Below are 14357 nucleotides of genomic sequence, written 5' to 3'. Positions count from 1 at the left end.
CCCGTTGAATTGATCCGTTCGTCAGAGTTGTACGCCGCGTGTGAGCGCGCCGTCGACGACGATGTTCGCGCCGCTCACGAAGCTCGCTGCCGGACTGGCGACGAACGCGACCGCATTGGCGATCTCCTGCGGCCTCGCCATGCGGCCGGTCGGATTCAACGCCAGCGCTCGCTCGAACAGCGCCGGATCGTTGTGCTCAATCCAGTCCCACACGCCGCCTTCGAAGTACACGTTGCCCGGCGAGACCGTGTTTGCGCGAATGCCCTTCGGCGCGAGTTGATTTGCGAGCCCCTGCATGTAGTGCACGATTGCGGCCTTGAAGACGCCATAAGGTCCGGCCGCGAAGTCGATCTCGCGTGCCGACACGCTCGATATGGCGACGATCGACGCGGCCTTGCTCGCGGTGAGATAAGGCATGGCGGCATCGACGAGATTGACCGTGCCGAGCAGATCGGTTTCGAACTCCTTGCGCCACGACTCGAGGTCGTTGCCGATGGCAAGCGCGCTCACATTCGCCACGACAATATCCAGCCCGCCCCACTCCGCGCCGACACGTTCGACCCACGCCTTGAGCGCGGCGCCATCGGAGACATCGACGGCGGCACCCGACGCCCGCGCGCCGCTCAGTTCCGATAGCGCGCTCGCCGTCGCTGCGACGCTGGCTTCGTCGCGCGCGCAGATGGCCACATCGGCGCCCTCGGTAGCCAGCGTTCGCGCAATCGCGAGACCGATTCCCTTGGTCCCGCCGGTCACGATCGCTTTCAAGCCCTTCAGTTGCAGGTCCATGTTCGCCGCTCCTTAAGTGTCGATGAATGGGCGGCGCGACGCGTTCAATCCCTGTCGCGCCCGTCCTCCGAATCCAGCCCGCGGGCGATCTGCAAGACTTCACCCGCCTGAATGACCGAATGACAGATATCGTCGATGGTCACGCGCTTTTCCATTGCCTGCGCGCGCAGCATGTCGTAAGCCTCGCGCTCGCTCACGCGATGCATGGTCATCAAGATGCTCTTGGCTTCCTGCAAGTGCCGGCTGTCGAGCAGCTTCTGTTCGAGCCTCGCAATGCGTTGCGTATGTTGACGCGCGCGCTTCGCGTGATAGAGCGCCATCACCACGGTAGACAGCAGGCCGGAGGCGCGAATCGGCGTGGTGACGATGCCGTCCGATCCCATCTTGATCGCCTGATCGATGAACGTCGGGTTCTCGTATGCCACCACGCAAATGACGGGCGGCGCATCCGGCCCGCACCACTCGCCCTTCGGCGCGCGCTCTTCAGGCAGCAACGCCCGAAACACGAGATCGGTCTTTTCCGGCAGCGTGTCGGTGGGCGGCCAGCATCGCTCGACCTGAAAGCCCATGCGCCGGAGATGATTCGTCAGCGTCAGCCCGTCATCGTCGTCCGGATGGAAAACGACAACCCGTGCATTGCGCTCGAGAATCGAACCCGTGAGGCTTCGCTGACCTCTGTCTGTTCGCGCGCTCACGTCAGTACTCTCGCGTGCTCAGCTTCGTGACCCAGTCCCCGAGCTTCTGGCGCGTCATGTACGGGTCGGGGCCGACGGCGAACTTCGACTCGCGCAAAATGGTGAACTGGCCATCGGCGTTCGCGCGGCCGATGCGCGGATAAAGCGCCATGTGATGATTGACGGGATCGATGCGCACCCGGCCCTGCGGCGCCGCGTATTCCGATCCGAGAAGATGCGGCATGATGACGCCGATCTCGTCGGACCCCGAACGCGCATAGGCTTCGGCAAACATGTGCATTTGATAGTACGCGGCCTCCCAGTTCATGTCCGTCGGGGTGTCCGAACCGTAGCGCGACTGGTGATGCGCGACGGCGCGGTGATTCTCTTCGGTATCGACGCTCTGAAAATAAGGCGCTGCCGTGATGTGCCCTGCCGCGATGCCGCGCTGCATCGCGTGGATCTCGGTCTCCGACGTATTCAGGCTGCCGATGGGCATGCGCGACGGATCGAAGTCGGCGTGCGCGTAGGCATCGTAGAGATACGGCACCGTCGCGCCGATGACCGTGCTGAAAATCCAGTCCGGAGACTTGCGCCGGATGTCCGCGACCACTTGCTCGAACTGCTCGCGCGTGGCGTCGAGCGAAAGATACCGTTCGCCGAGGATCGCGCCTTCGGGATGCTGAAGCAGCAGTTCCTGCATGGTGCGGTTGCATTCATACGGATAGACGTAGCTCGACCCGACGAAGTACACGCGCGCGCCGAAGGTCTCGGTCATGAAGTCCGCCAGTTGCACGCCGTTCTGATTGGGCGACGCGCCGCTGTAGATGATGTTGTCCGAATACTCGAAGCCCTCGTACATCTGCGCGTAGATGAGAAGCCGGTTGTGCTTCTCGACGACGGGCAGCATCGCCTTGCGGCTCGTCGACGTGTATCCGCCGAAGATCGTATTGACGCCGTCCTTCACGATCAGCCGCTCGGCAAGCTCGCGGAACGCGGCCGGATCGGACGCGGGGTCGTAGTGAATCGCGACAAGCTCGCGCCCGCCAATGCCGCCGCGCGCATTGATCTCCTCGACGGCGAGGCGCGCACCGCGCCATTGAGACTGTTCGAGCAGGGCGGTCGAACCGCTCGTCGAGCACAGCAGGCCCACTCGGATGGGATCGGACAAAGCCATTTCGTGACGCACTCTAGAATGCGCGCGGAACGGACGCCCCGCGCGTGATGCCGACTGCCTTGGTTTCGTCTGACCGAAGCGTTACTTGAGGTAGTGCTTGGCGACCATCGCGCCAACCGTGTATTTTGGATCGACAAAATTGCCCAGTCGAACCTTGCCGACCTGACTCAGCATCATGTACGCGTCCCACTTGTCGAAGCCGTATTCCGCGGCCATCCACAGCACCAGTTCGCGATAGGCAATGCGGGTCGCGTCTTCCAGCGGCCGCGCGCTGCCGATGCTCATGAGCGCGTCTTCGTTTTCGAGCCGCGGCCAGTCGATCTGCCACTTCTTGATGAGATCGACTCGCACGGTCGTCGTGCTCTGATATTCGACGGCCGTGCCGCAGACTTCGCCGTCGCCCTGACAGGCATGCGCATCGCCGATGAAGAGCCGCCCGCCCGGCGAGCGCACCGGCAGGTACGTGATGCTGCCCGGTCCCATGTCGGGCACGTCCATGTTGCCGCCGTGGTTGTCGGGCGTGAGCGAATTGATGGAGTCGATCTCCGGCGAAAGACTCAGCGTGCCGATATGCGGCTTGTACGGCAGCGTATTGCGCTTGCTCCAGTACACGTTCTCTTCGTCGATCTTGATCTTGCGCACCACCTCCGGCAGCGGCTCGTTCAGAAGCGCGGTGTAGTCCGTGCCCGTCAGTCCGCCGAAGTTGGGGATCATGCAGCAAAAGCCATGCGGATCGTCACCGCGCGGCGCCATCTTTTCGATGTACACGGCGACCACATCGCCCTTCTCCGCGCCTTCGATCATGATCGGGCCGTTCTGCGGATTGAGGAACGGCACCTTCAACACTTCGGACGGCTTGTCGGTCTCCTCCCTGATCTTGCCTTCGAACGCATCGCGCGTTTCCACCACGACGCGATCGCCGGGCTTCACATGCAACACCGGCTGCGAGTATGGCCCGATGGTGTAGTGATACGTCTTCTGCATCTCCTCGGTCAGATGGTGCTCCACCGGTTCGCGATCCGCGCCGACGCCACGCTTCATCATGATCGAGTCTTCAAGCCATTTCATGTTTCGTCTCCGTCACAGTGCCAGATACTGGCGAATCAGTTGTTCGTCCGCGAGTTGCGCCGGGCTCAGCGTCTCGACGATACGGCCCTTGTCCATCACGCAGCAGCGCGTCGCGATGCGTTCGACCATTCCCATGTCCTGCTCGACCAACACGACGCCGATCCCTGTTTCATGCGCGATTTGCTGAAGCGTTTCGCCGATCAGATCGACAATGGACGGCTGGATGCCCTCGGACGGCTCATCGAGCAACACGACCTTCGGCGAACTGATCAGCGCACGCGCGATGGCAAGCTGCTGCTGTTCGCCGCCGCTCATGGTTCCCGCTTTCTGCTGATACCGCTTCTTCAGAATCGGAAAGTAGCCGACGACCTTGTCCTTCATGTGCGCCGCCTGCGCACGATTCGCCTGCGCGCCGACCTGCAGGTTCTCCGCAACCGTCAACGCGCCGAAGATCTCGCGGCCCTGCGGCACATAGCCCATGCCCCGCTGCGCGCGAACGTAGGGCTTCTCGTGGCCGATGTCATCGCCATCCAGTTCGATCGTTCCTCCGTCGAGACCGATCAGACCGATCAACGCGCGCATCAGCGTCGTCTTGCCGACGCCGTTGCGGCCGATCAGCGCGAGCACTTCGCCCCGCCCGACGCCGAATGACACGCCGTTGAGCACGCGGCCGCCGCCATATCCCGCTTCCACACCCGACACCTGGAGCAACGCACTCATTTCTTCTTTCCCAGATAGACTTCCGCGACATCGTCGCGGGCGAGGATCTCGTCGAGCGGACCATCGGCGAGAAGACTTCCTCCGTGGAGCACCGTCACGCGCGACGCGATCTGCTTGACGAAGGTCATGTCGTGTTCGACGACCATCATCGTGAGACCGGCCGCCGAAAGACGCTTGATGAGCTCGCCGGTCGCATGCGTTTCCTCGACGGACATGCCCGCCACGGGTTCATCGAGAAAGAGCAGCTTCGGACGCAGCGAGACCGCCATGGCGATTTCGAGCCATTGCTTCTTGCCGTGCGACAGATTGCGGGCGAGCACTTGCTCCTCGTCTTCCAGCATGAAGCGCTGCAACAGCTCATCGAGGCTTTCGGGGCGGTCGTCCTTTGCGCGATGCAGCGACAACTGCAGATGCTGGCGCACGCTCAGATCCGGAAACACGCCGGGAATCTGGAACTTGATGCTCATGCCCATGCGAATACGTTCGTGCGGCAGCACGTGACTCATGTCCTGGCCGAGAAACATCACGCTGCCCTCGGACGGCCGGTGCTCTCCGGTGATGAGCTTGAAGAACGTGCTCTTGCCCGCGCCGTTGGGGCCGATCACGCAGCGGATCTCGCCTGCATCGATGCTGAAGTCGATGCCGTTGATGACATGCGCGCCGCCGAAGTGCTTCTTGAGTCCGCGCGTTTCCAGGAGCGTGGTCATGACTTGCCCTCCTCGCGTTTGAGACATGCGCCGCCGAGACGCGCATCCTGACCCGGCCGGCGCCGCAGACGCCGCAGATGCCGCGTCACGAACGGGAGCAGACCCTCAGGCGCGGCCAGCACGACGATCAAGAGAATGGCGCCGAGCAGGATGAGCGCGTACTGGCTGCCGTACACCGCGAGGTTCTGCGAAAGCCACACCAGCAGCGCGGTGCCCAGAACGGTTCCGCCGATACTCTTCCTGCCCGACGTCGCCACCCAGATGACGGGCATGGCGGCGGAGGTGAGGCCCATCGTCGAAGGCGTGATGTACGAGCCCCAGACCGTGTAGAGCGCGCCCGACAAGCCGCCCAGCGTACACCCGAGCACGAATACCAAAAGCTGATGCCGGCGGATATCCACGCCCAGCATCTCGGCGCGCTGCGGGTTCTCGCGAATGGCAATGAGCGTGAGCCCGAACGTGCCGTCGAGCAGCCTGCGCATCGCGGCATAGACCACGATCAACAGGATCAGCACGAGGTAGTAGAAGCTCGCGTTCTCCAGCGTCAGCGGGCCGCCAGGCCACGGAATGGTGAGCGGCGGCATGCCGCCCATGCCGTTGTAGCCGTTCAGACGCGCCTCGCCGATCGCCCACTGCGGGCCAGCCGTCTGCGACATGAAGGTTTCGAGCACGAGCGTCACCGACAACGTGACGATACCGATGAACACGCCCTTGATACGGCCGTAAAAGATCATGTAGCCGATCAGCGCCGCCACGACGACGCTCACCGCCAGTCCCGCGACGAGACCCAGCCACGAATCGAACCAGGCATCGCCGTAGTTCAGCGTGAAGATGCCGTAGCTGTAGCCCGCCAAGCCGAAGAAGGCCGTCTGCCCGAACGACAGGATGCCGCCATAGCCCCACATCGCGGCGAGGCCGACCGCGCCGAAGGCCCACAACAGGCAGTACGCGAGATTGCCGCTCGTGGTGGCGTCCACGACGAGCGGCAGCGCGAGCCCCACGAGCCATGGCACGTACTGGACCGCGCGCGTGGCGCGGGCCGGAAACAGCCGCGAAGGCTCTTTCGTTTGCTTCACGTTTGCCTCCTAGCGCGCGCGGGAAAAGAGATTGCCGAGACCCTGCGGCATCAGCCGGATCACCACGATGACCGTCACCAGCAAGCCGATCTGTCCGAACAACTGACCATACGAGGCCGTGAGCGCGGTCTGGATCACGGCGAGCACGGCGGCCGCGGGCGTCGTCCCGGCAATCACGTTCGCACCGCCGACGACCACCGACACGAAGGCCTGCACGATGAAGTTGCTGCCCATCGTCGGCACCGCGGTCATGGTCGGCGCATACAGCGCGCCGGTCAGTCCGGCGAGCCCGGCGCCGAGCGCGAAAGTCAGCGTGTAGAGCCGGTCCGTGCGCAGGCCGAGACATTGCGCGATGTTGGCGTTCTGAATCGTGGCGCGCGCGCAGACGCCGTAGTTCGTCTTGAAGAACAGGACATACAGCCCGAACAGGATGGCGAGCGCAATGCCCGGCAACCGGGCGCGATACGTCGAAAACGAATAGTCGCCGAGCGAGAACGAGCCGAACGGCGTGCCGATGCCTTCTATCGAAGGTCCGGCGACGAGCAGCATGGTCTGTTGCACGATGAGGCTGATCGCCCACGTCGCGACCACGGAATCGAACAAGCGGTCGTACAGGTGACGAATGACGAGCCGTTCGATCACCACGCCCGCGAGCGCCGCCGCGAGCGCGCCGAGCAGCATGGCGAGAGGCAGCGGCAACCCGCGCTTGGCCGCGATGATCGTCACATACGCGCCGCACATGATGAACTCGCCGTGCGCGAGATTGATCACGCCCATCATCCCGAAGATCACCGCGAGACCGAGCGCCGCGAGGACCAGATAGGCGAAGCTGTCGCCGAACTGATAGATGAGCGAGTAGAGAACCGAAAAGGTGGCCATGCATGCTCCACGTTCAGAAGGCGGACGCGCGTTCGCTATGTTCTGCAAGCGCGCGCCGGCCCGGATCAGGACTTCTTGGGCAGGTTCGACGGCGTGTACTGGCGGTGATCCGGCTTGTTGGGCAGATCGCAGCCCACTTTGCCGAGCCAGTACGGCTGGACGTCGTTCCAGACCTTCGGGATATCGACCGAGTGATCGTCCTTCACATGCACGAGGTAAATGGTATGACTCGCGTGATGGCTCTTCGGGTCCATACAGACCTTGCCTTGCGCGCCTTCCGTGCAGATTCCGGTTTCGAGCGCCTTACGCACCGCATCCTGATTCGTCGTCTTGGCCTTTTCGACGGCCGCCTTGTAGAGATAGATGGCGTCGTACGCGTTCGCCGCTTCCTGATTGATGTACGGCTCGTTCGGGAACTTCGCGTGGAAGCGCTTCTTGAAGTCGTTGCTGGCGGGCGAATCGACTTCTTCCACGTAGTTCGCGGTCACGTACATGTCCTTGAGCGCGGGCGGTTTGAAGCGCTTGTGCTCATACGCCTGACCGACGTTCACCGAGCTCGCCATCGGCAAGTTCAGATGGGCCGAAGCCTGCTGTTCGTAGTACGAGGCCTGATTCGCGCCGACCAGCAACGTCACGACGAAGTCGGGCTTGGCCTTCTGGATGTTCTGAATCGTCTGGCCGAACTGCGATACGGACAGCGGAATGAATTCCTCGCCGACCATCGTGCCGCCGTTCTCCTTGACAATATTGCGCACCCATTCGGCGGAAATCTGCCCGAAGTTGTAGTCGGCGGCGATGGTGTAGACCTTCTTGCCGTACTTCTGCATCATCCACGGAATCAGTGTCGAGAATTGCTGTTCGGGGACCGCGCCCGTGACGAAGGTGTTGGTATCGCACACGCCGCCTTCGTACTGATTGTCGTACCAGTAAAGCTGATGCGCGCGATCCATGATGGGCCTGATGGCCTCGCGCGATGCGCTGGAGAACGCGCCGAAAATCACATCCGGCTTGTCGGTCTGCACGAGACGCCGTGCGAGTTCCTGGAACTTGGTGTTGTCTGACTGAGTGTCGTATGCGATCAACGAAACCGGACGTCCGAGGATGCCGCCCTTGGCGTTGATCTCATCGACGGCGAGTTGCGTGGCGTGAATCTTCGGGATCGTCGCCAGTGCGAAGTTTCCCGAGGCATCTTCCAGCAGGCCGATCTTCACGGGATCGGCGGCACTCGATGCAAGCGATGTCAGTGCAAGTCCTGCGGTAAGGGCGAGACGCAACCAGCCCGACGGCTTCAGCAACATGCGGATTCTCCAGAAGTGGGCGCAAAAACAAGGGAAAAATCGAACAAAAAAAAGCCCCCTGACGAACCGTCGGTTCGTCAGGGGGCTTCTGTGCCGGGTCCTCGGGCGGACATCTTTGTCAGGCCGCGAGGTATGAGGCAAGTCTAATGCGTAGAATTTTTGCTTGTCAACGGCGGTCAAAAATAGGAGGACCCCGAAACGCGTCGCGATCTCTCATTCGGTGACAGGAGCCCGCGTCGTCGCCTATAGGTTGCGACTGGTCGGAGCAAAGCATCCGCACGGTCGTGCATGAATCAAGCGCCGCGTGCGCTGATGCGTTTGCGGATCTCCGAATCGAGAATAAGCCGCCCGCGCAACTTACCCTTCATACGCTTCACATAGCGCGGCGCTTCTGTCATGTGAATCACCATCAGCTCGCGCACCTTGTCCGCATCGCGGGCGCGCGCCGCCTCAGTAATCGCCTTGTGGATCTTCACATTCGCGCGGCCGAACTTCTCGTGTTCCGCTTGCGGCGTATCGTTTCTGAACTCGATGAGTTGCCGGATCATCTCGTTGATGAGTTCGCACGCAAAGCGCAGGAACGGATTGGGATTCGCGGCAGCCAGAATATCGTGAAAATTCACGTCTTCCTGTCGTTGTCTCACGATGTCGCGATCCATATGCGCCGATGCCGGTTCATCGCAACACGCGATGCTCGCTTCCAGCGCATCAAAGTCCTCGTCGGTCAAATGCGGTACGGCGCCAGCCGCCAGTTCCGGCTCGAGCAGTTGACGCACCTTGTAGATATCGTCGATGGTCACATCCTTGAAGAACAGATAGTTCTGCAAGAGTTGCAAGGTGCGATCCAGCGGCACTTCGACGATCGTGCCGCCGCCTGATGGTCCGGTCGTCACCTTGATGAGACCTTGCACCTCCAGCGATTTGAGCGCCTCGCGGATCGTGCTCTTGCTCACGGAAAAGAGCTGCTGCAATTCGACTTCACGCGGCAGCTTGTCGCCGGGCTTCAGGTTCTTTTCCGTGATCAGCCGCTTGATTTCTTCAGCGACGAGATCAGCGCGCTTCGGCTGCTTGATCGTCTGCTGCGCGATCTCGATTGCCGCGCCGGTGCGTTTGGCACGCTCCATCACCATGTCGATGCTCCCTTTCTTTCTGACGACTCATACGCGGGCGCACGGTGGCTCCGCAAACCGGAATTTTGCCGTATTGACACGCGAATTTATTGTTCCTAGCATCGGGTTCATTCTATTTATCATGATAAATGGGATGAACGCGAGCCGAGGCTTTCAACGTATCACGACAAAACGCGGGACTGCTGCGCGGGTCATCTTCTCAGGGAGCGTCAATCTTGAATCGCCGAAACATGTTGAAGCTGGCCGCGCTGTCGGCCATTCCGGGATCGTTCGAAGCGCTCGTCGCAAGAAGCGCCTTCGCGCAAGGCTCGCCCATCCAGTTCGCGTGTCCCGTGCCGATGTCCGGCCCCTTCGCCGCCAACGGCAAATACGCCGATCTCGGCATGAAGCTCGCCATCGACCAATACGGCACGGTGCTCGGTCAGCCGCTGGCCTATACGACGCTCGACACCGAGGGAAAACCCGCAACAGCCGTGCGGCGCGTGCAGGAAATCGCGCAGCAAAAGAACGCGCGCTATTTCGCGGGCGGCATTCTTTCTTCCGAAGCGCTTGCAATGGGCAAGGAAGCCGAGAAAGCCGATGGCATTTTCATCACGACCGCGGGCGCGGACGAACTCACCGGCAAGGACTGCAACAGCGCGACCTTCCGCTGGTCGGTGCCGACTTTCGGCGCAATTGAACAGACGGTTCGCCCGCTGATTCAGACCATGCCCAAGGCGAAGCGCTGGTACACGATCACGCCGCAATACGTATTCGGCGACGGCCTGTTGTCGGCTGCAAAAGCGATCTTCAAGGAGAAGGGCATCGAGCATGTGGGCAATAGCTATCACTCGCTCAACGAAAAGGAATTCAGTGGTTATCTGACGAATGCGGTCGCGGCCAAACCCGATGTCCTGCTCATTCTGAACTTCGGTTCGCAATCGTCGGATACGTTGCGGCAGGCCGTGAGCTTCGGCTTGAAGAACAATTGCACGATCCTCATGGCCTGGGCATCGGGTCTCGAGCAATTTGAAACACTGGGCCCCGATATCTGCGAAGGTGTCTATTTCGGCGCGCAGTACTGGCATGCAATCGACACGCCGCTCAATCACGAACTGGTCAAGCGCGTGAATGCAACCTACAAGTCGAATCCCAACTACAGCCTCGCGGGCTCGTACATCTGCACGAAGATTCTGCTTGACGGCATCGTCAAGGCCGGCACGGCCGATCCGAAGAAAGTCGTCGCCGCGCTGCAAGGCATGAAGTACGCGGGCCTGACCGGTCCCGAAGAGATACGTGCGGGCGATCATCAAGTGCTCAAGAACTACTACCTGCTGAAGGGCAAGGCCAAGAGCAAGATGAAGGACAAGGACGATTACGCGGACATCGTGAGTTCCGGCCAGTCTTTCCTGCCGCTCGACAAGACGCAATGCAAGCTCGCCTGAGGCCCTGAATCGCGTTGTGCTCATGCGAGTGCAGGCATCGCCCGCACTCGCGCCGTCACTCTTCTGACGCAAGACCATGAACGTTTATCTGTTGCAGGTCGTGAACGGCATTGGCGTAGGCATGCTGTACTTTCTGCTCGCGGTCGGCTTGTCGATCGTGTTCGGGCTGCTGCGCTTCGTGAACTTCGCGCATGGCGCGTTCTATCTCCTCGGCGCGTATTTCTGTTATCAGGCGATGCAGTGGTCGATGAACTTCTGGACCGCACTCGTCATCGTGCCCGTGGTCGTCGGAGCGCTCGCGTGGATCGTCGAGAAAGTGGTGCTGCGGCATGTCTATGCGCAGCAGCACGAGTTTCATATTCTCGCGACGGTCGGGCTCGCACTCGTGATACAGGAATGCGCGATCATCGCGTGGGGGCCGCTCGGCGATAACGTCGCCGTGCCCGACTTGCTCAATGGCGTCGTGATGTGGGGCGGCTTTATTTACCCGAAGTATCGTCTCTTTGTGATCGCATTCACGGCCGTGCTCGCGGGCATCCTCTGGTGGGTGCTCGAAGGCACGCGACTCGGTAGCGCAGTGCGCGCAGGCAGCGAGTCGAGCGAGATGGTGTCGCTGCTCGGCCTCAACGTGACACGCATTTTCAGTCTCGTGTTCGCGCTCGGCGCGGGCACGGCGGCGCTCGCAGGCGTGCTCGCGGCGCCGATACGCGGCGTCGATCCGTTCATGGGCATCGAGGCGCTCGGCGTCGCGTTCGTCGTCGTTGTCGTAGGCGGCATGGGCAACTTTCTCGGCGCGCTCGTCGGTGGCTTACTGGTGGGCATCGTGCAAAGCGTGATGAGCACGCTATGGCCCGAAGGCGCGCGTCTCATGATCTATGTCGCGATGGCGGCGGTGTTGTTGCTGCGTCCGAATGGCCTGCTCGGGAGGACCGCATGAATTCCAAGCTGAATTCGAATACGCTTGACGTGCGCGTGCCGCGACGATCGTTCAGGGACTCGCTGCATCGGTATCGGTTCTTGCTGCTCGCGTGGATCGTCGTCTGCATCCTGCCGATGACGATGCGCTCGGGATCGCTCGCAACCGAAGTGCTGGTCTATGCGCTCGCCGCGCTCGGCTGCAATCTCTTGCTCGGACATACGGGCTTGCTGTCCTTCGGGCAGGGCATTTTCTTCGGGCTGGGAAGTTATAGCGCGGGCCTGATCCTTTCGAAAGCGGGACTTCAGGTGCCGGCCGCGTTGTTCGGCGCGATCGTCACGGGCGCGCTTGCCGCCGCCGTCGTCGGATGGTTTTCGATACGTCAGCGCGGCGCGTACTTCGTGATGCTCACGCTCGCATTCGGGCAGATGTTCTACTTTCTTGCTTATACGACGCCCGATCTCACCGGTGGAGACAACGGCCTGCTCGACATCCCGCGTCCTGCGCTATCGCTTCTCGGGCAGCCGCTCGTCTCCATAGCGTCGCCGTGGAAGTACTATGCGTTCGTCGCCGTCCTGTTCCTCATCGCGTTCTGGCTGATGTTGCGCGTATCGCACTCGATTTTCGGCCGCACGCTGCTCGCGATTCGCGACAACGAGGCGCGTGCCGCGGCCGTCGGCTATGACATCAGGCGCTTCAAGCTCGCAGCCTTCGTCGTCTCGGGTGCCGTCACGGGACTGGCCGGCGCGCTTCACGCGATGATGACGGGCATCGCGCCGCTCTCGAACATCGACTACCACACAAGCGAGATGATTCTCGTGATGACGGTGATCGGCGGCACGAGCAATCTCTTCTCTTCCGTGCTCGGCGCTGCATTTTATGTGCTTTTCGCCGACTGGCTTTCGACGCTCTGGCCGCGCTGGCTGTTGCTGCTCGGGCTCGTCTTGATCGCGGTGAGCCTGTTCATGCAGCGCGGCCTGTGGGGCCTGGGGGAACGCATCTTTCGCGCGATGAAGCGGCATCGAGGAGAGCCGGCATGAGTGCGTCGATACTCGAAGCGAAGGGCGTCGCTAAACGCTATGGCAAGTTCGCGGCGCTCACCGATGTGAATCTGCGCATCGCGAAGAACACGGTGCACTCGGTGATCGGGCCGAACGGCGCAGGCAAGACGACGCTCTTTCATGTGCTGACCGGCACGCTGCCGATCACGGCGGGCAATATCGTGTTCGATGGCCATGACGTGACGCACGAGCCTGATCATCGCCGGGTGAAACGCGGCATCGCTCGTTCGTTTCAGGTGACGAGTCTGTTCGCGAATCTTTCCGTGCGCGAGAACTTGCGCCTCGCCGCGCAAGGCGTGGACGCCAAACGCGCGCTAAACGCGTGGACCCCGCCGCGTGGCGCGCTCGAACATCGCGATACCGTCGATGGCATTCTCGAACGCCTTGCATTGCAACGCTTCGCAGCGACGCAGGGCAGCGCGCTGTCGCACGGTCAGCAGCGTCGGCTCGAAGTCGGCATGGCGCTCGCGGCACGGCCCAAGGCGATCTTTCTCGACGAGCCGACGTCGGGCATGGGCATCGACGATCTCGGCGACATGAAGCAGTTGATCCGCAGCCTGCGCGACGACTACACGGTGGTACTGATCGAACACAACATGGATATCGTGATGGATATCTCCGACACGATCACGGTGATGCAACAGGGCCGCGTGCTCGTCGAAGGCAAGCCCGCCGACATACGCGGCGACGATCGCGTGCGCAGCGCCTATCTCGGCAACATGATCACCGGAGGCCGCGCATGATGCTCGATGTCGATAACATTCACGGTTATTACGGCAAGAGCCATATTCTTCAGGGCGTCTCGCTTACGATCCGCGAAGGGGAAACCGTCACGCTGCTCGGACGCAATGGCGCGGGCAAGTCGACGACGCTCAAGAGCATTGCGGGCGTCGTGACTCCGCAAGGCAGCGTGAGATTCAAGGGCGTCGATCTCGCCAGACTCCCGCCTCACAAGATCGCGGCGCGCGGCGTGTGCTTTGTGCCGGAACATCGCGGCATCTTCAGGCTGTTGTCGGTCGAAGAGAATCTGCGCCTCGGCGCGCGCAAGGATTCTCCGTGGCAACTCGTGGATATCTATCGAATCTTTCCGCGCCTGAAAGAGCGCCGCGCGAACGGCGGCGGACAGCTTTCCGGCGGCGAGCAACAGATGCTCGCCATCGGCCGCGCGTTGATGAATCATCCCCGTTTGCTGATGCTCGATGAACCGGTGGAAGGCCTCGCCCCTGTCATCGTCGAAGAGATCGTCGCGCAACTCAAGTTGATCCGCCAGGCGGGCGTGGCGATTCTGCTCGTCGAACAGAACCTCGAAGTGTGCATGCAACTGGCGGACCGGCATTACATCATCGAGCAGGGACGCATCGTGTACGAAGGGACGAACGATGCGTTCATCGCCGATGAATCGATCAAGGATCGTTACCTCGGTGTGGGCGTCGTCTGAACG

The 14357-nt window shown here is 61.7% G+C and carries 15 protein-coding genes; 5 read left to right on the top strand and 10 right to left on the bottom strand.

The genetic code is table 11. The features are described from left to right. Positions 1-21: 21 nt before the first annotated feature. From NCR37_RS25995 to NCR37_RS25950, 10 genes are all read right to left on the bottom strand, one after another. Positions 22-786, bottom strand: a complete 765-nt coding sequence (locus NCR37_RS25995; protein WP_250475684.1) for an SDR family NAD(P)-dependent oxidoreductase — start codon at positions 784-786, stop codon at positions 22-24. A 44-nt stretch (positions 787-830) separates the two neighbouring features. Continuing rightward, positions 831-1481, bottom strand: a complete 651-nt coding sequence (locus tag NCR37_RS25990) for an ANTAR domain-containing response regulator (RefSeq protein WP_244851578.1) — start codon at positions 1479-1481, stop codon at positions 831-833. Position 1482: 1 nt separating this feature from the next. After that, on the bottom strand, positions 1483-2637 hold the full coding sequence (locus NCR37_RS25985; RefSeq protein WP_250475683.1) for a transporter substrate-binding domain-containing protein: 1155 nt from the start codon (positions 2635-2637) through the stop codon (positions 1483-1485). Between the two features lie 81 nt (positions 2638-2718). Then, positions 2719-3705, bottom strand: coding sequence for an acetamidase/formamidase family protein (locus tag NCR37_RS25980; protein ID WP_250475682.1), 987 nt, complete (start codon positions 3703-3705; stop codon positions 2719-2721). A 12-nt stretch (positions 3706-3717) separates the two neighbouring features. Then, complete coding sequence (locus NCR37_RS25975) at positions 3718-4425, bottom strand: ABC transporter ATP-binding protein (protein WP_250475681.1); 708 nt, start codon at positions 4423-4425, stop codon at positions 3718-3720. Then, positions 4422-5132, bottom strand: coding sequence for an ABC transporter ATP-binding protein (locus NCR37_RS25970; protein WP_250475680.1), 711 nt, complete (start codon positions 5130-5132; stop codon positions 4422-4424). Before NCR37_RS25970 ends, NCR37_RS25975 begins: the two co-directional genes overlap by 4 nt. Continuing rightward, on the bottom strand, positions 5129-6208 hold the full coding sequence (locus tag NCR37_RS25965; RefSeq protein ID WP_250475679.1) for an ABC transporter permease subunit: 1080 nt from the start codon (positions 6206-6208) through the stop codon (positions 5129-5131). The genes NCR37_RS25970 and NCR37_RS25965 overlap by 4 nt, the downstream gene beginning before the upstream one ends. A gap of 9 nt (positions 6209-6217) precedes the next feature. After that, positions 6218-7087, bottom strand: coding sequence for an ABC transporter permease subunit (locus NCR37_RS25960; protein WP_250475678.1), 870 nt, complete (start codon positions 7085-7087; stop codon positions 6218-6220). Between the two features lie 65 nt (positions 7088-7152). Next, positions 7153-8385: an urea ABC transporter substrate-binding protein gene (locus NCR37_RS25955; protein ID WP_250475677.1), complete on the bottom strand. Its 1233-nt coding sequence runs from the start codon at positions 8383-8385 to the stop codon at positions 7153-7155. A 293-nt stretch (positions 8386-8678) separates the two neighbouring features. Next, on the bottom strand, positions 8679-9515 hold the full coding sequence (locus NCR37_RS25950) for a FadR/GntR family transcriptional regulator (protein WP_250475676.1): 837 nt from the start codon (positions 9513-9515) through the stop codon (positions 8679-8681). A 215-nt stretch (positions 9516-9730) separates the two neighbouring features. Between NCR37_RS25950 and NCR37_RS25945 the strand changes: the two genes are divergently transcribed. The 5 genes from NCR37_RS25945 (at position 9731) to NCR37_RS25925 (ending at position 14354) form a co-directional block, all read left to right on the top strand. Further along, entirely contained in the window at positions 9731-10939 is a 1209-nt protein-coding gene (locus NCR37_RS25945) for an ABC transporter substrate-binding protein (protein ID WP_250475675.1), read from the top strand. 76 nt (positions 10940-11015) lie between these two features. Beyond that, entirely contained in the window at positions 11016-11876 is an 861-nt protein-coding gene (locus NCR37_RS25940) for a branched-chain amino acid ABC transporter permease (RefSeq protein WP_250475674.1), read from the top strand. Continuing rightward, positions 11873-12895: a branched-chain amino acid ABC transporter permease gene (locus NCR37_RS25935; protein ID WP_250475673.1), complete on the top strand. Its 1023-nt coding sequence runs from the start codon at positions 11873-11875 to the stop codon at positions 12893-12895. The genes NCR37_RS25940 and NCR37_RS25935 overlap by 4 nt, the downstream gene beginning before the upstream one ends. Continuing rightward, on the top strand, positions 12892-13659 hold the full coding sequence (locus NCR37_RS25930; protein WP_250475672.1) for an ABC transporter ATP-binding protein: 768 nt from the start codon (positions 12892-12894) through the stop codon (positions 13657-13659). Before NCR37_RS25935 ends, NCR37_RS25930 begins: the two co-directional genes overlap by 4 nt. After that, complete coding sequence (locus NCR37_RS25925; protein ID WP_250475671.1) at positions 13656-14354, top strand: ABC transporter ATP-binding protein; 699 nt, start codon at positions 13656-13658, stop codon at positions 14352-14354. The genes NCR37_RS25930 and NCR37_RS25925 overlap by 4 nt, the downstream gene beginning before the upstream one ends. Positions 14355-14357: the final 3 nt, after the last annotated feature.

This window comes from Caballeronia sp. GAFFF1 (assembly GCF_023630705.1).
GTDB lineage: Bacteria > Pseudomonadota > Gammaproteobacteria > Burkholderiales > Burkholderiaceae > Caballeronia.
The sequence above is the reverse complement of the archived record's forward strand: the minus strand, read 5'-3'. Positions and strand labels throughout refer to the sequence as shown.